This is a genomic window from Algoriphagus yeomjeoni, from assembly GCF_003259505.1.
Classification (GTDB): domain Bacteria; phylum Bacteroidota; class Bacteroidia; order Cytophagales; family Cyclobacteriaceae; genus Algoriphagus; species Algoriphagus yeomjeoni.
Genome location: NZ_QLLK01000001.1, coordinates 266,301 through 289,086 on the forward strand (window position 1 = coordinate 266,301; position 22,786 = coordinate 289,086).

Annotated in this window: 24 protein-coding genes and 2 tRNA genes; 18 read left to right on the top strand and 8 right to left on the bottom strand. The window is 39.9% G+C overall.

Features of this window, described 5'->3' with window-relative positions; translation table 11 throughout:
* Positions 1-20: 20 nt before the first annotated feature.
* From ybeY to LV83_RS01095, 5 genes are read right to left on the bottom strand one after another with little or no spacing between them, the layout of a single operon-like run.
* Positions 21-446 (bottom strand): rRNA maturation RNase YbeY, encoded by a 426-nt coding sequence (gene ybeY, locus LV83_RS01075; RefSeq protein ID WP_111609670.1) that lies wholly within the window; start codon positions 444-446, stop codon positions 21-23.
* Positions 447-449: 3 nt separating this feature from the next.
* Complete coding sequence (locus LV83_RS01080) at positions 450-851, bottom strand: ATP-binding protein (protein ID WP_111609671.1); 402 nt, start codon at positions 849-851, stop codon at positions 450-452.
* A 33-nt stretch (positions 852-884) separates the two neighbouring features.
* Entirely contained in the window at positions 885-1,646 is a 762-nt protein-coding gene (locus LV83_RS01085) for an exodeoxyribonuclease III (protein ID WP_111609672.1), read from the bottom strand.
* A 3-nt stretch (positions 1,647-1,649) separates the two neighbouring features.
* Positions 1,650-2,012 carry a hypothetical protein gene (locus tag LV83_RS01090; protein WP_111609673.1) on the bottom strand — a complete coding sequence of 121 codons (363 nt, stop codon included), beginning with the start codon at positions 2,010-2,012 and terminating at the stop codon, positions 1,650-1,652.
* 6 nt (positions 2,013-2,018) lie between these two features.
* The gene (locus tag LV83_RS01095; RefSeq protein ID WP_111609674.1) at positions 2,019-2,360 is read right to left on the bottom strand and encodes a carboxymuconolactone decarboxylase family protein; all 342 of its coding nucleotides are present in this window, start codon (positions 2,358-2,360) and stop codon (positions 2,019-2,021) included.
* Positions 2,361-2,441: 81 nt separating this feature from the next.
* Between LV83_RS01095 and LV83_RS01100 the strand changes: the two genes are divergently transcribed.
* From LV83_RS01100 to LV83_RS01125, 6 genes are all read left to right on the top strand, one after another.
* Positions 2,442-3,134: a ComF family protein gene (locus tag LV83_RS01100; RefSeq protein WP_111609675.1), complete on the top strand. Its 693-nt coding sequence runs from the start codon at positions 2,442-2,444 to the stop codon at positions 3,132-3,134.
* A 5-nt stretch (positions 3,135-3,139) separates the two neighbouring features.
* Positions 3,140-3,673, top strand: coding sequence for a YfiT family bacillithiol transferase (locus LV83_RS01105; RefSeq protein WP_111609676.1), 534 nt, complete (start codon positions 3,140-3,142; stop codon positions 3,671-3,673).
* A gap of 61 nt (positions 3,674-3,734) precedes the next feature.
* Entirely contained in the window at positions 3,735-4,493 is a 759-nt protein-coding gene (locus LV83_RS01110) for an SDR family NAD(P)-dependent oxidoreductase (protein WP_111609677.1), read from the top strand.
* Positions 4,494-4,523: 30 nt separating this feature from the next.
* A complete protein-coding gene (locus tag LV83_RS01115) occupies positions 4,524-5,117 on the top strand; it encodes a hypothetical protein (RefSeq protein WP_111609678.1) in 594 nt (197 codons plus the stop codon).
* A gap of 11 nt (positions 5,118-5,128) precedes the next feature.
* Positions 5,129-5,575, top strand: a complete 447-nt coding sequence (locus tag LV83_RS01120) for a PaaI family thioesterase (RefSeq protein WP_158530479.1) — start codon at positions 5,129-5,131, stop codon at positions 5,573-5,575.
* A gap of 26 nt (positions 5,576-5,601) precedes the next feature.
* On the top strand, positions 5,602-6,015 hold the full coding sequence (locus tag LV83_RS01125) for a hypothetical protein (RefSeq protein WP_111609680.1): 414 nt from the start codon (positions 5,602-5,604) through the stop codon (positions 6,013-6,015).
* On the opposite strand, the gene LV83_RS01130 is transcribed toward LV83_RS01125, so the two are convergent.
* Complete coding sequence (locus tag LV83_RS01130) at positions 6,012-6,545, bottom strand: RNA methyltransferase (RefSeq protein WP_111609681.1); 534 nt, start codon at positions 6,543-6,545, stop codon at positions 6,012-6,014. The two genes, LV83_RS01125 and LV83_RS01130, sit on opposite strands and share 4 nt — an antisense overlap.
* A gap of 89 nt (positions 6,546-6,634) precedes the next feature.
* On the opposite strand from LV83_RS01130, the gene mutS reads away from it, so the two are divergent.
* The 5 genes from mutS (at position 6,635) to LV83_RS01155 (ending at position 11,394) form a co-directional block, all read left to right on the top strand.
* Entirely contained in the window at positions 6,635-9,241 is a 2,607-nt protein-coding gene (gene mutS / locus LV83_RS01135) for a DNA mismatch repair protein MutS (RefSeq protein ID WP_111609682.1), read from the top strand.
* A gap of 44 nt (positions 9,242-9,285) precedes the next feature.
* The gene (locus LV83_RS01140) at positions 9,286-10,083 is read left to right on the top strand and encodes a LuxR C-terminal-related transcriptional regulator (protein WP_111609683.1); all 798 of its coding nucleotides are present in this window, start codon (positions 9,286-9,288) and stop codon (positions 10,081-10,083) included.
* Between the two features lie 137 nt (positions 10,084-10,220).
* Positions 10,221-10,293, top strand: a tRNA-Gly gene (locus LV83_RS01145).
* A gap of 67 nt (positions 10,294-10,360) precedes the next feature.
* Positions 10,361-10,444, top strand: a tRNA-Leu gene (locus LV83_RS01150).
* Between the two features lie 98 nt (positions 10,445-10,542).
* Entirely contained in the window at positions 10,543-11,394 is an 852-nt protein-coding gene (locus tag LV83_RS01155; RefSeq protein WP_111609684.1) for a mechanosensitive ion channel family protein, read from the top strand.
* A 1-nt stretch (position 11,395) separates the two neighbouring features.
* On the opposite strand, the gene LV83_RS01160 is transcribed toward LV83_RS01155, so the two are convergent.
* On the bottom strand, positions 11,396-11,863 hold the full coding sequence (locus LV83_RS01160; protein WP_111609685.1) for a pyrophosphohydrolase domain-containing protein: 468 nt from the start codon (positions 11,861-11,863) through the stop codon (positions 11,396-11,398).
* An 80-nt stretch (positions 11,864-11,943) separates the two neighbouring features.
* Positions 11,944-12,711, bottom strand: a complete 768-nt coding sequence (locus LV83_RS01165; protein WP_111609686.1) for a hypothetical protein — start codon at positions 12,709-12,711, stop codon at positions 11,944-11,946.
* A gap of 603 nt (positions 12,712-13,314) precedes the next feature.
* On the opposite strand from LV83_RS01165, the gene dapF reads away from it, so the two are divergent.
* The 7 genes from dapF to LV83_RS01200 all read left to right on the top strand — a co-directional run bounded on the left by dapF (position 13,315) and on the right by LV83_RS01200 (position 22,735).
* Positions 13,315-14,088 carry a diaminopimelate epimerase gene (gene dapF, locus LV83_RS01170; RefSeq protein ID WP_111609687.1) on the top strand — a complete coding sequence of 258 codons (774 nt, stop codon included), beginning with the start codon at positions 13,315-13,317 and terminating at the stop codon, positions 14,086-14,088.
* Between the two features lie 98 nt (positions 14,089-14,186).
* Entirely contained in the window at positions 14,187-17,567 is a 3,381-nt protein-coding gene (gene secA / locus LV83_RS01175) for a preprotein translocase subunit SecA (RefSeq protein WP_111609688.1), read from the top strand.
* Between the two features lie 7 nt (positions 17,568-17,574).
* Positions 17,575-18,120: a hypothetical protein gene (locus LV83_RS01180; RefSeq protein WP_111609689.1), complete on the top strand. Its 546-nt coding sequence runs from the start codon at positions 17,575-17,577 to the stop codon at positions 18,118-18,120.
* The gene (locus LV83_RS01185; RefSeq protein ID WP_111609690.1) at positions 18,101-19,291 is read left to right on the top strand and encodes a M20 metallopeptidase family protein; all 1,191 of its coding nucleotides are present in this window, start codon (positions 18,101-18,103) and stop codon (positions 19,289-19,291) included. Before LV83_RS01180 ends, LV83_RS01185 begins: the two co-directional genes overlap by 20 nt.
* A 63-nt stretch (positions 19,292-19,354) precedes the next feature.
* A complete protein-coding gene (locus tag LV83_RS01190; protein ID WP_111609691.1) occupies positions 19,355-20,122 on the top strand; it encodes a S1/P1 nuclease in 768 nt (255 codons plus the stop codon).
* A gap of 82 nt (positions 20,123-20,204) precedes the next feature.
* A complete protein-coding gene (locus tag LV83_RS01195) occupies positions 20,205-22,061 on the top strand; it encodes a tetratricopeptide repeat-containing sensor histidine kinase (protein ID WP_111609692.1) in 1,857 nt (618 codons plus the stop codon).
* Positions 22,062-22,084: 23 nt separating this feature from the next.
* A complete protein-coding gene (locus tag LV83_RS01200) occupies positions 22,085-22,735 on the top strand; it encodes a response regulator transcription factor (RefSeq protein ID WP_111609693.1) in 651 nt (216 codons plus the stop codon).
* Positions 22,736-22,786 lie beyond the last annotated feature (51 nt).

A 22,786-nucleotide genomic window follows, 5' to 3' on the forward strand; every position in this document is an offset into this window, starting at 1 on the left:
TGCTGTTTCACGTGGAACGTTTAAATCTCTTCGAATAAATTTATTGCAAATTCCTCTTTACTTCTCATCAAGCTAGCTTCTGCTTTTGTTTTATCCTTGTAACCTAGGAGATGAAATAGCCCATGGCTTATCACTCTGCTCAACTCTTTTTCTTCTGTTACATTAAGCGTTTCTGAGTTTTCTTTTACTCTTTCTATGCTTATGAAAATATCTCCCTCTATGATTCCTTCATCTTCTGAATTGTCAAAAGTGATAATATCTGTGTAGGTATCATGATCTAGATATTCTACATTCATGCTGTGTAAATACTCGTCAGAGCAAAAAACATAATTGAGATCTTCAATTTTATGGTTTTCTGATTCTGCAATTTTTTTTAGCCAAGCTTTTCTTTTTCTCTTTTCTTTCAGTGAAAAAGGGACTTCTTCAGTAAAGAAATTAATAGGCATAGTTTAATTCATGTAAAATGATAAAACCGTTTTAGTGCCATTTTCTTCAAACTTAACATCATCTGAAAGGTGTTTTATAAGAAAAATACCTCTTCCCCCGATTTTCTCGATGTTTTCCGGTTCCGTGGGATCTTTTAACTCATTATAGTCAAAACCATTTCCTTCATCCTGAATAGTGAATAAAAGCAATTCGTCTTCTAGCGTTAGCTCCAAATGAACAAGCTTGTTTTTATCACCTTGATTCCCATGGATTATTGCATTACTGATGCATTCAGTCACTGATATCATAATATTACCGTAGATATCATCATTGATTTCAAAATTTTCTCGCGCATTGTCGATGAAACTTTCAATTATTTTTATGTTCTCAATTAGAGAAGGAATAGAAATTTTTATGCTTTTCATCATAATTGTTTTCAATGAGTAGTATCTACTGTTTTATTCTATTTCAATTAGTATTGGACAATGATCTGAATGCTTTGCATCGGCTAAAATGATTGAGCTTTTAAGTCGATCATTCATCGGCGCTGTTGCCATATGGTAATCAATTCTCCACCCTAAATTCTTTGCTCTGGAGTTTGCTCTGTAGCTCCACCAGGTATAATTGTCTGGTTGCTCATTAAATTTTCTGAAACTATCAATAAAACCAGATTCTGTAAATTTATCCATCCAAGCTCTCTCCTCTGGTAAAAACCCTGAAGTGTTCTTATTGGACTTTGGGTTATGTATATCAATTGCTTTGTGACAGATGTTATAATCCCCACTCAAGATAAAATTTGGATTGCTTTTTCTTAAATCTTGGGTGTAGCCATATATATCATCTAGAAATTCATATTTGAATGCTTGTCGGATATCTCCAGTTGTTCCCGATGGGAAATAGGCAGTCAAAAAAGAGAAGTTTTCAAAATCAACTTGGAGCAACCTTCCCTCATCGTCATATTTGGAGTATTGCATTCCATGTTTTACTGATTTTGGCTTAATTTTCGTCAAAATTGCAACACCACTATATCCTTTTTTTACAGCTGGATACCAAAATATTTCGTAACCTAAATCTTCGAAAATAGTAGCGTCTATCTGGTCTAAATTTGCCTTAACCTCCTGTAAACCAATTATATCTGGGTTTACCTCTTTCAGCCAGTCAATAAAACCTTTGTTCATTGCGGCACGAATGCCATTTACGTTATACGATACTATCTTCACGATTTATTCAATTATTATTTCGTATTCTTTTTCAAAATATTCCAATACTTGAATCTTTAAAAGCTTCTCCTGATCTAATAAATCAAAATGAGGAAGTTCTTTTGTTAATTTCCAATGAGGCCAACCTTCTTGATCTACATAATCAAGTTCATAAAACCCATCATAGCTCAACACCTTGCAGACAGCTATGTGCATTAAATCTTGCTTTTGCTCTTTACTAAATATCCTGTTGCCTTGACCAAGTTCTTGAACGCCAATAAGAAAGAGTACGCCATTTAAGTCCGCAGGTTTTTTTCCTATGGTTTCTTTTAGGCCTTCTAATAGTTTTGACCAACGTTTTTCTAATTCTAGATCGCGTTTGAACATTGTAAGTTATTGATTTTCAAGTGTTTCCCAATATTCTGCTGCTCTTCTTAAGTGTGGGATTACTATGGTCCCTCCTATTAAAGTTGCAATTGAGAATACTTCAAATATTTGCTCTTTTCTTAATCCAACTTCGTGGCACTTTCCTAAATGGTATTTTATACAGTCATCGCATCTCAATACCATAGAACAAGCCAGGCCAATCATTTCTTTAGACTTAATATCTACAGAGCCATCTGCATATGCATTTGTATCAAGATTAAATATACGCTTGATTACTTTATTGTCTTCAGCCAAAATCTTATTGTTCATTTGGCTGCGATACTCGTTGAATTCTTCTATGAGATTCATTAACTTAACTGTTTAGGAAAGAATTAAGTAGCAAATATACCACTATTTGCCCTTGGCAGATAGGAACAAGCCTTTTTCACAATGCGTTTATTTTTTGTCAAAGATTTTTTGGATTTAGTTTTCCCACGCAATTGTTTGCTATGTGGTAGGTCTTTATACGATCATGAAAATAATCTATGTAGTATTTGTAAAGGCACACTTCCGGTGACTAGCTACCATCTAAGGCCAACTGACAATGATTTATGTGATAAGGTGAAGGGATTAAGTACTGTTGGAATGGTTATGGCCTACCTTAAATTTACCAAAGGAGGGAATAGTCAGAAGCTCCTTCATCAGCTCAAGTATAGAAATAAGCCTCAGTTGGCGAAGGAATTGGGAAGTTTGTATGGAAAAATTCTCAACGAAAATGGCTATTCAAAATGCTGGGATGTCATAGTACCAGTGCCATTGCACCCATTGAAGCAAAGTAGAAGAGGTTATAATCAGAGTGAGTACTTTGGACTTGGGCTAAGCGAGGCGCTTTCGTTAAAGTTAGAAAATAGCTTACAGCGAAGAAAATTTACAGAAACTCAAACTCAAAAATCCCGTCTAGAGCGAATGTTTAATATGGATGATGTATTTGAAGTATCTAATTACTCTACATTATCAGGCAAATCAATTTTGCTTGTAGATGATGTCATGACTACGGGTGCTACTTTGTGTGCCTGTGCAAATGTCCTTTTGGGGAATGGGGCAAAAAATGTAGATTTGGTTACCATCGCAGCAGGAGGATAAATAGTATGATAGATATAGAATTATTAAAGTACCCAATCGGTAAATTTTTGAAACCAAATGATGTTTCAGATCAACACTTACAAGAAGCTAGCGCATATCTAGGTTCATTTCCTCAGTATTTGAAAGAAACAGTACAGAGTTTTTCTGAGGGGCAGTTAAACACCCCATATCGACCGGGTGGTTGGACTGTAAGGCAAGTTGTCCATCATCTCGCAGATTCTCATATGAATGCACTGACACGCTTCAAATTGGCTCTTACTGAGGAAAATCCAATAATTAAGCCTTATGATGAAGCTGCTTGGGCAAAGATGCCTGATTATTCCTTGCCGATTGGAGCATCTCTTAATTTGATTGATGGAATACATTTTAAGTGGGCTGTTTTACTTGAAAGCATGGATTCATCAGATTTTGAAAAGACCTATTTTCATCCGGAATCTCAATCTGCAGTGCCTCTTTCCGATGTTACTCTGATGTATCAGTGGCATTCCCAGCATCATTTGGCACATATCCAGCATTTGGTGCTTAGGGAAAAGTGGTAACTATCCTCTTCTGACTAAGTATTTTAAATGAAGTAATAGGTTTTAGCTTGTAATTTCTTTCATGAATATCTCCCTAAAAAATCAACGAATTCTAGTTACTGGCGCTTCTAGAGGTATAGGAAGAGCTATCGCAAAGCAGCTTTCCGAATCGGGTGCTGAAGTGATCATTCATTGTAATAGCAATGTGCCTGAGGCAGAAAAGCTTAAAGGGGAGTTGGCCAACCCTGCTTTTGTGGAGCCTTGTGATCTTGCTAAATTGGAAGAAGTCATGGGTTATATCCCCAGGTTAGTCCAAGAGTATGGGGTTATTACTGCAATTGTTAACAATGCTGGAATTTCCAAGTCAGCCGCTGATAACCTTCCGACAGGAGAATGGGTTAAGATTTGGCATGAAACGATTCAAGTGAATACCACTGCTCTTGGCATTATTTGCAAGGAGTTTGTGGAGCATGCCTTGGAACAGCAAAGTGGGAGAATAGTCAATATCTCTTCGAGAGCTGCTTTTCGGGGTGATACTACCGATTATATTGCCTACGCTGCTTCTAAAGGCGCCGTAGTCAGTTTGACTAGATCCATTGCTAGGCACTATGGAAAGCAAGGGATCAAGGCGTTTCTTATAGCTCCAGGTTTTACTCGTACTGATATGGCCGAAGAAATCCTGTCAGCCTATGGGGAGGACTTTGCACTTAATGATATTGCGTTGCCAGAACTGACTAAGCCTGAAGATATTGCTCCTATGGTGACGCTTCTCTGCTCTGGGCTAGCTGATCATGCCACAGGGGCAAGTATAGATATCAACGCAGGATCGTATGTGCATTGACACTTCTTTCACTGTTAACTACGCATACCTATGCCACATAGGCAAAAGACCGACGATATTTTATCACCAGAGCTTATAAGAATTCTAAAAATCTTTGGCTTAGTGTCCATAGGTTTGGTGTTCATACTTTCATTTTTTAATACTAAAAGAGCAAATAATACAGGAGATGATCTCACTTTTCGCATGTCGTCTTCTAGCCGCTTGTACTTTTTGAACGTGCGGGCAATCAGGTACGATAGAGAAACAAGGTCTGATGCCGGAATGCTGCTCTTTAGGCATGGAAGCAGAACAGTTGCTAAGACGGATCCTTTACTGAATCTGGTACTAATTCTCAATAGCCGAAAGGATGAGGCTTACCTTTATTTAGAGCCGGTGAATGTGGATTGGCCACTCGAGCTGAGGGTTACAAATGAGGGTGAGACCCAAAACATCTTGCTTGAAAACGGGAATAACACTCAATTTCTAGCGCAAGTGAGGCAACTTGAGCCATGGATAAAGGCAGATGCTGACTTTGAGGTGAAAGTGGGCTCAGCTTGGGTGAGTATTTGGGAAGATCCTAAGGAACGGGAGGCGCTACAAGCTATCTTGGGCGATTATTTTAGATTGATAAATGAACGAGAATAACCATGGAAAAGATGAATAAAGCCTTAGATCAATTTAAACAATTAGAGGGGAAAAAGCTCGATAAAATGCCATCCAAAGCTGGTAATTGGCTGGCTGGAACCTTGCTTGAAATTGAAGAAGATAGGATCAAAGTATCTTATACCGTCTCATCAGAAATGTGCAATCCTGCCAAAATCTTGCACGGAGGAGTTGCTTCGCTGATGATGGACGATGTGATCGGAATGGGCAATTTTGCGACAGGTTCAGAATACCTGATGACTAGTATCAATCTGAATGTGGATTTTTTGTCATCTGCTCACAATGGAGAAAAAATAGAGGTTTCTGCAAAATTAGTTCGATCTGGGGCAAACCTAAATCATTGGGACGCCGTAATCACTAAAGAATCAGGTAGAATTGTCGCTAAAGCCAGCTCTAACATGATCAAAACGCACGTAACGCTTAGTGATCTTGGATTTTAAATTTTAGCCAACTTAATTTTATACAAATGAAAAAAATAGTACTCATTGCTTGTTTTAGCCTATTTTCTTTATTCGCATTTTCACAAACTACCATTACTTTCCACCAAAGTAACCTTCCCTTTATAGGAGTTAATTACCAGTTTGGAGAGAAGTTTATCCCTGAATTTAGATTGGGTACTGATCAATACATTGAAGACCTTTCAGCAGAACTTGTAGCAAACTACATTTTTAAAAAGGCAGATAGTTTTGAATTTTATGGAGGAGCAGGGCTAAGAGTTGGGAGTTTTGACGGAATCGTAATTCCTGTAGGGTTAAATATTTATCCTTTCGATCAAAAGGATTTTGGGTTTCATATAGAAGGAGCGCCAATTTTAGGTTTCAGTGATGATTCCTTATTCCGAGGCTCCTTTGGTATTCGCTACCGTTTTGCCAAAAACTAAAACTGTTCCATTTTCACCATCAGATCCCAAACCGCTATTCCTAGCGATACGGAGATATTCAAGGAGTGCTTAGTCCCTAGCTGTGGGATTTCCAACACTGCGTCACAGGCATTGAGCACTTCTTCTTCCACACCAAAGACCTCATTCCCGAATACTAGGGCATACTTTTTACCTTTTTCGGGCCTGAATTCATTGAGCATCACCGAGCGATCTACCTGTTCTAGCGCACAGATTTGATAGCCTTCAGCTTTCAGTTTTTCCATCGCCTGCATGGTATTCAGGCAATATTCCCATTCTACAGATTCTGTTGCGCCCAAAGCCGTTTTCTGAATATCACGATGAGGAGGGGTGCCCGTAATTCCGCATAGGTAAATTTTTTCTATTCCAAAAGCATCTCCAGTTCGGAAAGAAGATCCCACGTTATTTAAACTGCGAACATTATCCAGAACGAGCACAATCGGCGATTTATCCATTTCCTTGAACTCCTCTACCGATACTCTTTCGAGCTCTTCCATACTTAATTTTTTCATCCTTTTTTGTTCTGCTTTGTGAATGGCTTATTTTCGACTTTCTTACCCGATTCAGTTTCCAAAAATAGTATTAAAAGTAAGCACACCCCATGAGTAAGTCTAAAGACGGCAAAGAAACGCCTTTAATGAAGCAATACAATGCCATCAAAGCCAAGCATCCTGGTGCATTGTTGCTTTTTCGGGTTGGGGATTTCTATGAGACATTCGGTGAGGATGCCGTTCGTGCGAGCAAAATTCTTGATATAGTTCTGACAAAAAGAGCCAATGGGTCAGCCTCTCACATTGAATTAGCAGGATTTCCACATCATTCTTTAGATACTTATTTGCCGAAATTGGTGCGTGCAGGAAATCGGGTTGCGATTTGTGATCAGCTGGAAGATCCTAAATCTGTCAAAGGAATCGTAAAGCGTGGTGTGACAGAATTGGTGACGCCTGGACTTTCGTTTAACGATCAGGTTTTAGACACGAAGAAAAACAATTACCTCGCTTCTATATACTTTGGGAAGGAAAAGCACGGAATAGCTTTCCTAGACCTATCCACGGGCGAATTTATGTGCGCGGAGGGGAATGCTTCTTATCTTGAAAAGTTGATTCAGAGCTTTGCACCAGCTGAGATTATTTTCTCCAAAGCTGCGAAGAAGTCCGCAGCCGAGTTACTCAAAAATGATTTCATCACTTTTCACTGTGAAGATTGGGTATATCAATATGACTTTACTTATGAAAAACTCAAGACACATTTTGGCACTGCAAACCTCAAAGGCTTTGGAATAGAAGACCTGGAGTACGGAATCGTGGCTGCAGGAGCGATTTTGTATTATTTGGAAGAGACGGAGCATAAGGAAATACAGCATATCTCTTCAGTTTCGAGAATTGCGGAGGAGAAATACGTCTGGCTTGACAAATTCACTATCCGAAATCTTGAATTGGTATTTCCACAGCATGAAGGGGGAGTGCCTTTGATCAATATCTTGGACCAGACGGTGACCCCTATGGGCTCCAGGATGATGAAAAAGTGGATGGTGCTTCCACTGAAAGAGAAAAAAACAATTGAGGAGCGATTGAATGTGGTTGACTTTTTCTTCCAAAACCAAGAGTTGATTGAGGAGATGGTTGATCCATTGAAGCATATCGGCGATTTAGAGCGGTTGATTTCCAAGGTAGTAGTAGGTCGGGCAAATCCCCGCGAGATCAATCAAATCAAACGTGCGCTGATAAATATTCAACCAATCAAAGAGCTTCTCAAGAATCAGAAGAATCCGACATTGAAACGTCTTTCTGATCAGCTTCATCCCTGTGAGTTTCTATTGGAGAAAATTGATAAAGAGCTTAAGGAAGATGCACCCATGCTCACTCATCAAGGTGGAATAATCATGGATGGAGTCGATCCCGAGTTAGATGAATACCGGGGCCTAGCGAATACTGGAAAGGATTTTTTGGTGCAAATCCAGCAGCGGGAAGTACAGAAGACTGGGATCACTTCGCTAAAAATCGCCTTCAACAAGGTTTTTGGCTACTATCTTGAAGTTACCCATTCACACAAAGACAAAGTACCTGCGGAGTGGATTCGTAAGCAGACACTCGTGAATGCAGAGCGATACATCACGCCAGAACTCAAAGAATACGAGGATAAAATCCTGAATGCTGAAGACAAGATGATTGCGATTGAGCAACGGTTCTTTCTAGCACTGGTACAGGAAACGGCTCAGTATGTGACACAAATCCAGCAAAATGCAAGAGTGCTTGGTACTTTGGATGTTCTTCTTTCTTTTGCCCAGATTGCACTTTCCAACGGGTATTGTAGACCGAAGATTTCCGAAACAGAAACGCTTGAAATCAAAGATGGTCGTCATCCGGTGATTGAAAAACAGCTGCCTCCTGGCGAAGACTATGTGCCAAATGATATCTATCTGGATCACGATTCTCAACAGATCATGATCATCACGGGTCCTAATATGGCAGGTAAGTCTGCCCTGCTTCGACAAACAGCCTTAACGGTACTTATGGCTCAGATGGGTAGTTTTGTGCCAGCATCATTTGCAAGAATAGGCATTATAGATAAAGTTTTCACCCGTGTAGGAGCTTCGGATAATCTCTCCAAAGGGGAATCTACCTTTATGGTGGAAATGACTGAGACCGCCAGTATTTTAAATAATCTGTCTGATAGAAGCTTGGTGTTGATGGATGAAATAGGCAGAGGAACTTCCACTTATGATGGAATTTCTATCGCCTGGTCAATTGTTGAGTATTTGCATAATCATCCTACTTTCCGAGCAAAAACACTTTTTGCTACACATTACCACGAATTGAACCAATTGGCTTCTGATTTTCCTAAAATCAAGAACTTTAATGTGTCAGTGAAAGAGGTGGGAAATAAAGTCATATTCATGAGAAAACTGAAAGCAGGGGGCAGTGAGCACAGCTTTGGTATTCACGTCGCTCAGATGGCGGGTATGCCAAACCCTATTGTCCTGAGAGCGGCAGAGATTATGTCACATCTGGAAAAGGATAAAGCCGTAGCTGAGCAGAAAAAAAATATCAAATCAATTCCTAAGAATAATTTTCAGTTGAGTATGTTCGAGATGGATCCTAAGTTTCAAGAGGCAAAAGAACTAATTGAAGGGATTGATATCAACGCGATTTCTCCAATTGAGGCACTTTTGAAATTGCATGAGATCAAAAAGAAAATTGAAGCATGAGAAATTTATTTTCGTGTCTTATCTTTAAATAAAATGATTTTTTTATGAATAAAGTATTGCTAAAAGATTTACGCAAGCAAAATAAATACACTCAATTTTTTCAGGAGTGGAAGGAGCAGGAATTTCAAGACCATCCTGAAGAAGACCGAAAGATGGAGCAACTTGAACAGTTGAGCCAGAATATTGGTATGCAAGAAGGACTTACGATTGCCTGCTTTGACTATAGAAAATTGAATTTGGCATTTTTTACAGGCAATGTAGAGGAGCTGACAGGCTATCCAGCAGATATGTTTCGCTCACAGGGAATGGAAACATCCTTTGCGATGATACATCCTGAGGATAGAGAAGAGCTTTTTCGATTTCAGAAAATTGTATTCGATAGCTTCCACCAACTCACTTTGGCTGAGAAGCATACCTTTGAATTTTCATATACCACGCGCTGGGTTCATCGTAAAACGAATGAAATCTCTTGGATGCTTGGAAAAGTAAGACCTTATTTAATTGACTCAGCGGGTAATTTTGCCATGGACCTGCACATCATAGTGCAATTGCATACTCCTCCCAAATCTGTAGGGTACGATTGGAATTATTCCTATCAAAAAGTAGATGAATCTCGAGTTTTTGTAAGTAAAAACTCTCCAAATAGTCGTGTGGTTTCCCTCACCAAAAAGGAAAAGGAGATTGTAAAGTTGATTCTGGATGGGAAAGAGTCTAAGGAAGTTGCAGCGCACTTAAATATTTCAGTGAATACAGTAGGCACTCATCGAAAAAACATCCTTAAAAAGCTCAATGCTCGAAATTTGGGTGAAATGGTAAAAATTTTATCCTCGTATCCATTTTGATAGTTGTCTGAAAACCAACGATAAACTCTGGTTTTTAAAGACTGCATGAAAAAAATAACGAATGAATGCTTGCGATTTTATTAATGACGCTTACCTTTGCATCCACAATTCAACTGGATCACGTTTCAGTTAACAACGCGAGAGTAGCTCAGCTGGTAGAGCACGACCTTGCCAAGGTCGGGGTCGCGAGTTCGAATCTCGTCTCCCGCTCAAAAAGCCCTTGATTCAAGGGCTTTCTTGTTTAAAGAAAACAGTAGCTCCGATAAGCTGGAGTGAAGCCGGGATGGTGGAATAGGTAGACACGCAAGACTTAAAATCTTGTGGCCGTAAGGCCGTGCGGGTTCGATTCCCGCTCCTGGTACATAAGCCTCGTAGAAATACGGGGCTTTTTGTTTTCTGCACAGTAATCAAAATTTTACAAATCCTTCTCTCGGTGCATTTTTTTGTATTTTGCCCATCATGATTGATTTTGAAAATTTTACAATAGACTGGGCTGAGGTTCAGAACTGGCTGATTCTGTTTGGTATAGCGCTGGGTACCTTTCTCTTGTTTTTATTTCTTTCTCGTAAGTCCAGAACGTTCCTCAGGAGAAGGCTGACTCGAAGAATGGACGATGATCTTCTGGCAAACTTCCTAGCTGGGATCTTTGCTACGCTGGTGATTATCGTAGGGATCATGATCATTCTCAGGATTATAGGACTTACCGGGGTGGTATCTGGGATGCTAGCTGGAGCTGGAATATCTGCATTCATCATAGGCTTTGCACTCAAAGACATCGGTGAAAATTTCCTGGCGGGAATTCTACTTGCCTTCAAAAGGCCTTTTAAAGTTGGGGATATTGTAGATATAGGTGGAGTCCGTGGACAAGTGCTTAGCCTGAACCTCCGCGATACTCAGATCAAGACGTTGGATGGAAAGGATGTTTTTATTCCCAACTCTATCCTGATCAAAAACCCACTTGTCAATTATACAATTGATGGGTATTTGAGGTATGATTTTATAGTGGGACTGGATTATGGATCCGATTACAAAGGCGCTATGCAGGTGATTGACCTCGCTCTCAGGGGAATTCCAGGTATTTTGGAAGAACAGAAAAAAGTGACCGTCAGGGTAAATGAGTTGGCAGAAAGTACGCTGAATATAGAAATCAACTTCTGGGTGGATACCTTGGACGACTCCATTGGCGACTTGGATATTAAGAGCACAGCGATTCTCAGCGTCTTGACTTCATTAGAAAAGGCAGGCTTCAATCTGCCTGCCAAAATCATTGAGCTCAAAACGCACAAGGGCGATAGTTTGAAGACTTCTTGATTTACTTTCCTAAAATTCCAGCTAGGTCTGCAGGCGAATAGGCTACCGATTTTAGTGTTTTTCTGTCACCTTCTCTAAAGACTAGGAATAAATCCCCTTCTTTTTCGTAGAAGCATTCCGTTCCTTTTGCATTGTAGTGTGCGACGGTTGCTATGGCTTCGTCTTCAGTTTTACAGGCTTTACTCATGTTGGAGCGCTGCACTTCGTCGAAGAGTGTTTTGAATTTTTCTCCCAAGCCAAACTCCAAAATCGCCCCTGAAAGCACGTATTGTAGATCACATAGCGCGTCAGCCACTTCGACCAGATCATTATTTGCGATAGCTTCTTCCAGTTCTCTTAGTTCCTCAGCCAAAAGAGAAACACGTAAATCACATCGTACTTTCTCAGGAATAGCAGGAGATGGCAAAACAGGGTGTTTGAACGTTTCGTGAAATAGGGAGACTGATGTAAGTGATTTAGGATCTTGCATGATTTTAGAATAAATGAAAGACTGAAATAAATGAAAAAGACCGGTAAATCCGGTCTTTTTGTTGAATAATAAAGTCTGATTTATCGTTTTTTCAGCACTACTGAGCTTTCTAAGTTTGCTTCTATCTTTGCTAAAAGCTCAGCGTTACCATCTGGACTGTTTGGACGGATTTCAATTTTACCATCATTGTTAGCATCTATAGCATTACTAAAATCAACTCCAGCAAAAAGCTTCTCCATCTCAAAAGAAAGTAATAATTCAGTATTGTTTTGTACTTCAATACCAGAAGCTGATTCTGATGTAGCCTCTATTACCTTTTCCGTTTCAGTCCAAAACTGAGTTGATTTGCCATTAATTTCCCCAGTGATGAACAAAGATTTTTGGTACATAGGATCACTACTTGTTTCATTTGAATAGAGTGAAAAAGAAACTTGTTTGTAATTTCCTTCCGGAGTACTCCCTTGACCTACTAAAGAAACCTTTGTTTCTCCATTTGATACCAAATTAAGGGATTTTCTCTCTGATGATGAGGTTTGTAATTCTGCATTTAAAGTCGTCTTAAGCTGTATACCGCCTAAATCAATTCCTCCAACTAAGTCTGCAGAAGCATAGTATTTCATAGCTACATCTTGCGTACCAACCGTAAATTCATTGACAGTAAATCCGCTGATGGTAAACCTTCCGTTTTCGGAAGTGCCTGAAGAAGACGTTGTAGCGGTGGCTTTTAAGGAAGCCTGAGTTTCAGATTCAGAAGTTGGGTTTTCATCTTCTGATTCACAAGAAAGTAGACCTAAACTTGCTGGTAATACTAGAGCAGCAAAGGCTATTTTTGCAATATTCAATTTCATAAGCTTTAAAATTTTGGTTCCGGTTGCTAGTTCAACACAGATGCCATTTCAACACTTTTCTGCCTAGCCAAATAGTTTCAGTAGGATTGAAAAAACATTTTTATACAAGTAGAAAAGGAGAAGGGAGCCCTATTTGGGGAAAAAATAAATCTCTGTGAGTTTTATTTTGCAAGAATAAGTGGTTGATAAAAAGAATAATAGATCAAATAGTGCGGTTAGATTTTACTTTTTAGGCCTTTTTTATGTAAGGACAATTCTTGGTTCTTACAGCTATCAAATGAATGAATTTCCTACGGCATGGAGGTATAGCTACATAAGATTATGCCGCGAAATTATTGTAGAAGTTTTTAACAGGGTGTTGCATTTGAGGGCAAAACTGAGCGGTATTTGAATATGAAAAGTCAGAATCCAAGTTTTTTCTAAGGCTTAGGTCTACGAACTATTTGTGTTACGATTGGTTGATGATTTTGATAAAACAGAATTATCCGATCAATTTTCAATTGAGAATCAGACAATAAGTCTGATTTTGTGACAAGATGTTTAAGTTTGTGGTTAGACTCTGGCTTGGATGGGTTTTTGTCCCCATGTACACAATTATTTTCCATGGAAATTTCATTTTATAAATATCAAGGAACTGGCAATGACTTCGTCATGATCGATGATCGTGACCAGAAGTTTGACGGATCTGATTTGAATCTAGTCTCGAAACTATGCGACAGAAAGTTTGGCGTAGGAGCTGATGGATTGATTTTGATTCGAAATCATGTGAAATATGATTTTGAGATGATCTATTTCAATGCTGATGGAAGTCAGAGTATGTGTGGAAATGGTGCGAGATGCGCGGTAGCCTTTTCTGCCTTTCTTGGTATTTTGGATGAAAAGACGAATTTCTTAGCTATCGATGGTGCCCATGAAGCGATTTTGAAAGATGGATTGGTGCAATTACTTATGGGCGATGTAGCTGGGGTCGATGAAAAGGGGAGTGATTCCTTTGTAAATACAGGCTCTCCGCATCATGTTCGATTTGTTGAGGATGTTCAGAATTATCCCATTTTCGCAGAAGGAAAAAAAGTACGCTACGATCAGATGTATGCGCCATCCGGAACTAATGTTAATTTCGTGCAGAAACTAGGTGAGAATGAAATATTTGTTCGCACCTACGAAAGAGGCGTTGAAGACGAGACGCTTTCCTGTGGAACTGGAGTAACTGCCGCCGCAATAGCATTTGGCAAAAATCTTCCAGCAGCTACCATCAAAATAAAAACCCTTGGCGGTCAATTATCAGTGAAATTTAAAGCTTCTGAAAATGGAGCTTTCAGAGAAGTCTGGTTGATTGGCCCTGCGAAGCAAGTTTTTGCAGGGAAAATAAGCGTTTGACCAATGTTTGAGTTCTTTTCAGATGAACTCGTTTTATTATCAATTATAACAAAAAGGGCTTAATTTTGAGCCCCAAAGTAGAATTACAACAAGCTAGCATGTTAGATATAATAGCAAAAGGACTTGCAAAAGTATTTGGAACCAAGTCCGATAGAGATATTAAAGAACTTCTCCCAATCGTCAGTAAGATCAACGATGTTTTTTCTGGATTAAAGAACCTCAGTGATGATGAATTGCGAGCTAAAACAGAAGAAATCAGGACTGAGATCAATGCGCACCTGAAGGATTTTGACGATAAGATTGTTAGTATCAGGTCAAAGGTAGACGAGTTGCCAGTAAAGGCAATTCATGAAAAAGACCAGCTTTTCAATCAGATCGATCAAATCGAAAAGGATCGAAATGAAGCATTGGAAGTCATTTTGGAGAAAGTATTGCCCAAAGCTTTCGCAGTGGTGAAAGAAACTGCAAGACGATTCAAAGAAAACGGAAAGCTAGTTGTAAAAGCTTCCGACCGGGATCGCGAGCTCTCAGCTTCCAAACAGAATGTAGAAATCCAAGGCGAAGAAGCAATCTGGCACAACCGCTGGATGGCTGCAGGCACTGAAGTCGTATGGGACATGGTTCACTACGATGTGCAGCTTATCGGTGGTATGGTACTTCACAAAGGTAAAATTGCAGAGATGGCAACTGGTGAAGGTAAAACGCTGGTTTCTACCCTACCGGCTTACCTTAATGCACTTGCTGGACGAGGTGTCCATATCGTTACGGTGAACGACTACTTGGCAAAGCGTGACTCCGAATGGAATGCGCCACTTTTTGAGTTCCACGGATTGACGGTGGATTGTATCGATAAATTTACTCCGAACTCTGCCGGACGAAAGAAAGCCTATAAATCTGATATCGTATACGGAACCAACAATGAGTTTGGCTTCGATTACCTTCGAGATAATATGGCTCGTGAAGCTGGAGACTTGGTTCAGGGGAAGCATCATTTTGCAATGATTGATGAAGTCGATTCAGTCCTGATTGATGATGCTAGAACACCATTGATTATTTCTGGACCAGTTCCAAAAGGCGATGTTCATGAGTTTGACGATATGAAGCCTAGAGTTTCAACATTGGTTGAAGAGCAGCGTAAGTTGGTTCAGGGCTTCTTGACATCAGCCAAGAAAATGCTTGCCGATGGCAATGATAAAGAAGGTGGTCTTGCTCTTTTCCGCGCTTTTCGTGGAATGCCGAAATACAAGCCATTGATTAAATACCTTTCTGAGCCAGGAATTCGAGTGATTCTTCAGAAGACTGAGAATTTTTACTTGCAGGATAACAAGCGACAAATGCCAGAGGCAGATGAGCCGCTTTTGTTTACCATAGATGAAAAAACAAACGTAGTCGATTTGACCGATCGTGGTATCGAGACAATGACTACCAAGAATGAAAATACTGAATTCTTTATCCTTCCTGATATCGGAATTGTTATCGCTGACTTGGAGAAGGAAGAAGGAATTTCAGACACTGAAAAGCTTGTGCGTAAAGAAGAAGCAATCAAGGATTATAGCGTAAAAGCACAACGTATTCATACAGTAAATCAACTGCTTAAGGCATATTGTATGTTTGAGCGGGACACTGAATACATCTTGGTGGATGGCAAAGTGAAAATCGTTGATGAGCAGACGGGTCGTGTGATGGAAGGTCGTCGTTATTCTGATGGACTACACCAAGCGATAGAGGCGAAAGAAAATGTGAAGGTGGAAGATGCTACGCAAACTTACGCTACGATTACTCTTCAAAACTACTTCAGAATGTATCATAAGCTGGCTGGTATGACTGGTACAGCGGAGACAGAAGCTGGGGAATTCTGGGAAATCTACAAATTGGATGTGGTAGTTATCCCAACCAATAAACCAATTATCCGAGCAGATCGTGAGGATAAAGTTTACAAGACAGTTCGTGAGAAATTCAATGCTGTAGGAGACGAAATAAATGAGCTAGTAGCAGCAGGAAGACCAGTTTTGGTGGGTACTACTTCGGTAGAGATCTCTGAAGTACTCAGTAGAATGCTGACACTGAAGAAAATTCCACACCAAGTTTTGAATGCAAAACAGCATGCTAGAGAAGCAGACGTGGTTGCCATTGCGGGTCAAGCAGGCACAGTAACTATCGCAACCAACATGGCTGGACGTGGTACAGATATTAAGCTTTCTCCAGAAGCCAAAAAAGCTGGAGGTTTGGCAATTATTGGTACCGAACGTCACGAATCTCGTCGTGTTGATAGACAGCTTAGAGGTAGATCTGGTCGTCAGGGAGATGTGGGTTCTTCCCAGTTCTTCGTGTCACTAGAGGATAGTTTGATGCGTCTTTTTGGATCTGATCGTATAGCCAAGCTCATGGATAGAATGGGTCTAGAAGAAGGAGAAGTGATTCAGCACAGCATGATCTCGAAGTCTATTGAGCGTGCTCAGCGAAAGGTGGAGGAAAACAACTTTGGCACAAGAAAGAGACTTCTTGAATATGATGATGTGATGAACTCCCAACGTGAGGTAGTTTATAAAAGGAGAAGAAATGCACTTAAAGGCGAAAGACTAGAACTGGATATATTAAACATCCTTTACGATGTTTGTGAAGGGTTAGTGGATATGGGTAAATCAACCACAGATCCGGAGGATTTCAGAATGAATGTGTTTACTACGTTAGGCTTAGATTATAATGTTTCTGAAAATGATCTAAAGACAAAAGAAGCGAGTCAAATGACTCAAGAACTTTATACAGCATCATTTGAGGCGTATCAGAAGAAAAGTGAGATGATGATGAACACTGCTCTTCCTATCTTTAAGAAAGTTCAGGTGGAAAGAGGAGCTACAGTTAAGGATATCATGGTTCCTATTTCGGATGGGATCAAACAAATCGGCGTAGTTGCTAATCTTGAGGCTACGATCGACACTGAAGGACGAGAACTAGTACGAGCGATAGAGAAAAATGTATCCCTTGCTATCATTGATCAAAACTGGAAAGAGCATCTACGAGATATGGATGATCTAAAGCAGTCGGTCCAAAATGCCGTTTATGAGCAAAAAGATCCGTTATTGATCTATAAGTTTGAGGCGTTTGAAATGTTTAAGCGTTTTATCGGTAAACTGAATGAGGACATGACGACTTTCTTGACTAGAGCAGATTTGCCAAAGCAAGATCCAAATCATGTACATGCAGCCGCACCTCAACATACTTCAGAACCTCAGGTCCAAGCATCAAAGGCTGAGGCTGGTAGCACACTTAACCCTGGTGCAAACCGTGCTGCAGTAGCTGCTTCCAATGCAGGAAGACCAGCCCCACAGGTAGTTGCTCCAAGAAAATCTGACAAGGTTTATGGCAGAAATGACAAAGTTTCTGTGCAATACACAAACGGAACTACAAAATCTGACGTGAAATATAAAAGTGTGGAACAGGATGTGCAGGATGGAAAGTGTGTAATCATTGATAATTAACTGCAGCATGAGAATTTTCTGGATTTTAGGATTGGTATTGATTATAGCAAGTTGCAAAACCACTAGCAAAACGTCTAGCACAGCTTCTAGCTATGCAAACTATCAGGAGAATCTGAATTCTTCCCTTCCTGTATATCCGGATTACCGTGCCCAAATGAATGCAAAATCATCCATTGAGACCTCGGTATCTACAGAGGCAATTGATGATCAATTAGACCAGATTCAGGCAAGTTTAGTCAGTAAGAATAAATCTGAGCCTTATTTTAATGGGTATTCAGTTTTGGTTTATTCGGGAATCGATCGTGAAAAAGCGTTCAAAACCCGGGATGATTTAGCCATGAATTTTCCAGACCTTACTCCCCAAATGCAATATGAGCAGCCTAGATATTTGGTGAAAGTTGGAAAATATGCACACAAAATAGAAGCTCAAAAGAGTTTCGCTGAAGTAAAAACAGAATTCCCAACAGCGAGAATTATTCAAGATCGCTTCCAGCGTGAAGAATTCAAAACGCTAAATGAACTCAATCAAGAAGATGCTGAAGGACAAAATTAAATTTCTGGCTAAGGCCTATAAAGAAGAAGTAATTGCAAATCGTCGTCATCTTCATGCCAATCCTGAGCTATCCTACCAAGAGTTTAATACTGCAAAATTTGTAAAGGAAAAGCTTCAGGAAATAGGAATCACCACCATAGAATCCAAAGCTGACACAGGCTGGGCCGCTTTGATTGAAGGTAAAAATCCGAGCAAGAAAGTTGTTGCTCTTCGTGCTGATATGGATGCTTTGCCGATTATTGAAGCCAATGAAGTTTCCTACAAATCTCAAAACCCAGGTGTAATGCATGCCTGTGGACATGATGCACACACAGCATCTTTACTCGGTGCTGCCAAAATCCTTAATGAAGTCAAAGATGACTTTGAAGGTACTATCAAATTGATTTTTCAACCCGGCGAAGAAGTTGCTCCAGGCGGAGCTTCTTTGATGATTGCTGATAAAGTGCTTGAGAACCCAAGACCAAATGGTATCATCGGTCAGCACGTCATGCCATTCATTGAGGTGGGAAAAGTTGGATTCCGACCAGGCATCTACATGGCAAGCGCTGATGAAATCTATGTAACAGTGAAGGGAAAAGGCGGTCATGCTGCCATGCCTGAGACCTTGATCGATCCCGTATTGATTGCTTCTCATATGATTGTTGCATTGCAGCAAGTAGTAAGTAGAGCCGCTAGCCCAAAGATTCCTTCCGTCCTTTCTTTTGGTAGAGTGGAGGCATTGGGAGCTACGAATGTGATTCCAAATGAGGTGAAGATTCAAGGTACTTTCCGTACGTTAGACGAGGATTGGAGAGCAAAAGCCCATGAGAAAATGCTATCTATTGCTAAAGGAATAGTAGAAGGAATGGGTGGAGAAGTGGATTTTGAAATCAAAAAAGGATACCCATTTTTGAAAAATGATCCTGAGCTGACACATAGATCACATCAGGCAGCAATTGCATATCTGGGCGAAGAGAATGTCCTTGACCTGGATATTTGGATGGCAGCAGAAGATTTTGCTTTCTATTCACAGGAAGTAGAAGGTTGTTTCTACAGATTGGGAACTAGAAATGAAGCCAAAGGAATTACCTCTGGAGTGCACACCCCTACATTTGATATTGATGAAGATGCCTTAGAAATCGGGTCAGGTTTGATGGCTTTCCTTGCTATATCTGAACTCGAAAAAGCTTAATTTTTCGATAACTTTTGCTCAGGTTTTTTGATGTAACTTTCCACCTTCTTAGCCATTTCTAACATGAAAAAACTCCTTACAACTACAGTATTTGTTTTTCTTATTGCCACCCAAAGCTTTGCTTGGGGTCAATTAGGCCACTATTTGATTGGCTACATGGCTGAAAAGCAGATGAAAAAGTCGGTGAGAAGAAAAGTAGAAAAAGTACTTTATCCCATGTCTATTGGAAGAAGTGGAACATGGATGGATGAGATCAAGTCTGACAGATCCTTTGATTATGCTAATTCCTGGCACTACATGACTAGTGTAGCCGGAGAATATAACGAAGAGATCCAAGAGAAAGGTGGTAATGTCTATGCTGAAATCAATCGGATCAAAAGCGAACTGAAGGCTGGCGGTCTTGACCCGAATAAGGAAGCTGAAATGCTTAAAATGCTCATTCACATGGTAGAGGATATTCATCAGCCATTGCATGTCGGAACTGGTGAAGATCGAGGTGGAAACGACATTAAAGTGGACTATTTCGGTAGAGCTACCAACCTCCATGCTGTCTGGGATACGAGTGTCATAGAAGGTTGGAATATGAGCTATACAGAAATTGGTAATGAGCTTTCTCGTAGATTAAATAAGGACCTAATTGCAGGATATCGCGCCGGAGGAATAGATACTTGGCTTGCAGAGGCAGTGGCAGCAAGACCATTGATTTACAATCTTCCCGAAAATAAGAAGTTGTCGTACAATTATGGATATGATACCAGAAGTACCATAGAGGAAAGATTAATTGCCGCAAGCGTTCGTTTAACTCAGATTTTAGAGGAGATTTACGGTTAAAAAAGAAAAACTTAAAAAATGCCGTTGGTCTATTGACGACCAACGGCATTTTTTATATTTTACTATCCGTAAATTCTTGTGAATGAGTAAAACCCTTACCCTAAGTCTAATTTTCTCGCTTTTTAGTACCATTTCTTTTTCTCAAGATCTGAGGAATAGACTAGGGAGAACTTATAGCAATCCCGACTCCGTAGATATCATTTTAGAACTCGAAAAAAAGAATTTGCATACTGCAAACGACAGTGGCATATATTATTTTTTTGTAGCAGAAAAGTATAATAGAGCTTTTGAGAACGCACTTGCTCACGAGACTTTTTTGAAATCTGCCTCCCTGCTTGATCCGAAGAAAAGCAATGATTTAATCAGCTTATGTTACATTCGGCTAAATCGACTGGAGGCGAATTCTGGCAACTGGGATCAAGCGCTGTTCTACTCTCAAAAGGGGTTGGAAAATGCCATCGCAGGACTAGACAGCAACTACATGGGTTATGCACTGCTGGATATTTCTGTGGTCTATCATGACATGGAGGATTATGCCAAAGGTGTGGAATATGGTAAGAAAGCACATGAATTACTTACTCATTTCACTAAATCAAATCCTACTTTTATTGCATTTGCACTTAACGCGATTGGGATCAATTTTGATGACTGGGACAAGCCAGACTCAGCACTTTTTTACCACTACAAAATCTTTGAAAACATAGATAAACTTGACAGCGCTAGGATTACATTCACCTTTAACAATATCGGCAATACACTTCTAAAGCAGGAAAAATACGCTGAAGCAGCAACTTGGATTCAGACCGCGGTGAGTTTAAACAAGAAAGATCAGGACCAATACAGTTTGGCTGCCAACTACACCAACTTGGCAACGATTGCCTATAAACTACGTGACTTTTCGAAAGCGGAAATAATGATGGATTCTGCCTACAAATATGTGCAGGAAAGCCAGTCTACAGAGAAAAAAAGGGATTATCTGGAAGAGCAGTATCGCTTTCATAAAGCTAAAGGCGAGCTTGCAACTGCAATGGATTACCTAGAGCAATACTCCACGTTGAAAGATTCCATCTTTAAGGAAGATCGAGTGAAAATGCTAGGTGAATTGGAAGCAAAGTATCAGGTACAAACGAAGGAGCGAGAGCTGGCTGAATCACGTGCAGCCTTGGTAGAAAATGAGCTATTGGTCAAAAGCCGTAACAACCAGATTTTGCTTTTGGTGGTCTTTCTACTCATTTTATTGGGCGTAGCATTTTTCATTTATTACAGACAGAAAACCAAAAATAGGCACTTAGAGCAGGAGGCGAAATTGCAGCAAATCTATGCCGAGCAGGAAACTCAAAAGCAGCTTAATGAGCAGAGAAACAGGATTTCTTCTGACCTCCACGATAATATCGGCGCCCAATTAACATTCATTGTTTCTTCTTTGGACAACTTGAAATTTTTTGATTTGAATAAAGATAAAATGGCCGGGAAAATTGACCAAATATCTGCCTTTACGGTGGAAACCGTGAATGAACTGAGAGATACTATTTGGGCGATGAACAAGGATAATATCAGTTTGGGCGATTTGAAGACCCGTTTGGCGGGATTGATAGCAAAAGCAAAAACAGCTTGTCCTCAGATTGATTTTGAGCTTGAAATCGAAGATGGCTTGGAAGAAGACCGGTTGCTCAATTCTATGGAAGGCATGAATTACTATAGAGTAGCTCAAGAAGCGCTGAATAATGCAATCAAGCACTCCGGAGCTAGTCAGATTAAAATTGTTTTTTCTAAGCAAAATGAGCTCGTCCGTGTTTGCATCGAAGATAATGGCAAAGGCATAGATCAAAAAGTTATTGGAAATGGCTTAGGTAATATGCGTAACCGTGCCGAAAGGATTGGTAGAGATCTTAAAATAGAATCAAATCTTGGTCAGGGCACACAAGTTTGTATCTTTTAGGTGCTTTTTAAAACCTATTATCTATGTCAATAAAAATTGCAATCGCAGAAGACAACAGTTTTTTGCTAAAGGCTATCTTGGATAAACTTTCTTTTTTTGAAGAAATAGAAGTGAAATTCTCCGCCGTAAATGGATTGGAGCTCTTGGAGAAATTGGAAAGGGATTCGAATATTCACCTGATTTTGATGGATATAGAGATGCCTAAAATGAACGGTATCGATGCCGTCGCTCAGGTGTCACAAAAGTACCCTCAGATCAATACAGTTATGTTGACCGTCTTCGATGACGATGAGCATATTTTCAAAGCTATTCAAGCAGGAGCAAATGGCTACTTTCTAAAAGAAGTAGATCCGAAAACCTTGTATCATGGAATCATAGACACGATGGAAGGAGGCGCGGCGATGACTCCATCAGTAGCAATGAAGGCTTTAAAACTCCTCCGCAATCCACCGGATTTTTCAGAACCGGTGGAGGATATCAAGCTGACGGCACGGGAAATCGAGATCTTGGAGCAGACATCAAAAGGGCTGAATTACAATCAGATAGGTGAAAATTTGTTTATCTCTCCGAAAACTGTCCGAAAGCACACGGAGAATATCTACCAGAAATTGCAGGTTCACAGCAAGTTAGAGGCTGTGCAAAAGGCGGTGAAGAATCGGATTATTGAGGGGTGAATGGAATGTAAAATTGAAAATGAAGGAATTTAAAATTAGTACATGCGCTGT

What these genes read in the sequence shown, in the direction of transcription:
- LV83_RS01125 (WP_111609680.1), top strand. Translation starts at nt 5,602, where the DNA reads ATGAAAAAAATAGTACTCATTGCTTGTTTTAGCCTATTTTCTTTATTC.
- dapF (WP_111609687.1), top strand. Translation starts at nt 13,315, where the DNA reads ATGGAAATTTCATTTTATAAATATCAAGGAACTGGCAATGACTTCGTC.
- LV83_RS01160 (WP_111609685.1), bottom strand. Translation starts at nt 11,863, where the DNA reads ATGCAAGATCCTAAATCACTTACATCAGTCTCCCTATTTCACGAAACG.
- LV83_RS01190 (WP_111609691.1), top strand. Translation starts at nt 19,355, where the DNA reads ATGAAAAAACTCCTTACAACTACAGTATTTGTTTTTCTTATTGCCACC.
- LV83_RS01110 (WP_111609677.1), top strand. Translation starts at nt 3,735, where the DNA reads ATGAATATCTCCCTAAAAAATCAACGAATTCTAGTTACTGGCGCTTCT.
- secA (WP_111609688.1), top strand. Translation starts at nt 14,187, where the DNA reads ATGTTAGATATAATAGCAAAAGGACTTGCAAAAGTATTTGGAACCAAG.
- LV83_RS01120 (WP_158530479.1), top strand. Translation starts at nt 5,129, where the DNA reads ATGAATAAAGCCTTAGATCAATTTAAACAATTAGAGGGGAAAAAGCTC.
- LV83_RS01105 (WP_111609676.1), top strand. Translation starts at nt 3,140, where the DNA reads ATGATAGATATAGAATTATTAAAGTACCCAATCGGTAAATTTTTGAAA.
- mutS (WP_111609682.1), top strand. Translation starts at nt 6,635, where the DNA reads ATGAGTAAGTCTAAAGACGGCAAAGAAACGCCTTTAATGAAGCAATAC.
- ybeY (WP_111609670.1), bottom strand. Translation starts at nt 446, where the DNA reads ATGCCTATTAATTTCTTTACTGAAGAAGTCCCTTTTTCACTGAAAGAA.
- LV83_RS01155 (WP_111609684.1), top strand. Translation starts at nt 10,543, where the DNA reads ATGATTGATTTTGAAAATTTTACAATAGACTGGGCTGAGGTTCAGAAC.
- LV83_RS01100 (WP_111609675.1), top strand. Translation starts at nt 2,442, where the DNA reads ATGCGTTTATTTTTTGTCAAAGATTTTTTGGATTTAGTTTTCCCACGC.
- LV83_RS01195 (WP_111609692.1), top strand. Translation starts at nt 20,205, where the DNA reads ATGAGTAAAACCCTTACCCTAAGTCTAATTTTCTCGCTTTTTAGTACC.
- LV83_RS01115 (WP_111609678.1), top strand. Translation starts at nt 4,524, where the DNA reads ATGCCACATAGGCAAAAGACCGACGATATTTTATCACCAGAGCTTATA.
- LV83_RS01090 (WP_111609673.1), bottom strand. Translation starts at nt 2,012, where the DNA reads ATGTTCAAACGCGATCTAGAATTAGAAAAACGTTGGTCAAAACTATTA.
- LV83_RS01200 (WP_111609693.1), top strand. Translation starts at nt 22,085, where the DNA reads ATGTCAATAAAAATTGCAATCGCAGAAGACAACAGTTTTTTGCTAAAG.
- LV83_RS01165 (WP_111609686.1), bottom strand. Translation starts at nt 12,711, where the DNA reads ATGAAATTGAATATTGCAAAAATAGCCTTTGCTGCTCTAGTATTACCA.
- LV83_RS01095 (WP_111609674.1), bottom strand. Translation starts at nt 2,360, where the DNA reads ATGAATCTCATAGAAGAATTCAACGAGTATCGCAGCCAAATGAACAAT.
- LV83_RS01140 (WP_111609683.1), top strand. Translation starts at nt 9,286, where the DNA reads ATGAATAAAGTATTGCTAAAAGATTTACGCAAGCAAAATAAATACACT.
- LV83_RS01130 (WP_111609681.1), bottom strand. Translation starts at nt 6,545, where the DNA reads ATGAAAAAATTAAGTATGGAAGAGCTCGAAAGAGTATCGGTAGAGGAG.
- LV83_RS01180 (WP_111609689.1), top strand. Translation starts at nt 17,575, where the DNA reads ATGAGAATTTTCTGGATTTTAGGATTGGTATTGATTATAGCAAGTTGC.
- LV83_RS01185 (WP_111609690.1), top strand. Translation starts at nt 18,101, where the DNA reads ATGCTGAAGGACAAAATTAAATTTCTGGCTAAGGCCTATAAAGAAGAA.
- LV83_RS01080 (WP_111609671.1), bottom strand. Translation starts at nt 851, where the DNA reads ATGAAAAGCATAAAAATTTCTATTCCTTCTCTAATTGAGAACATAAAA.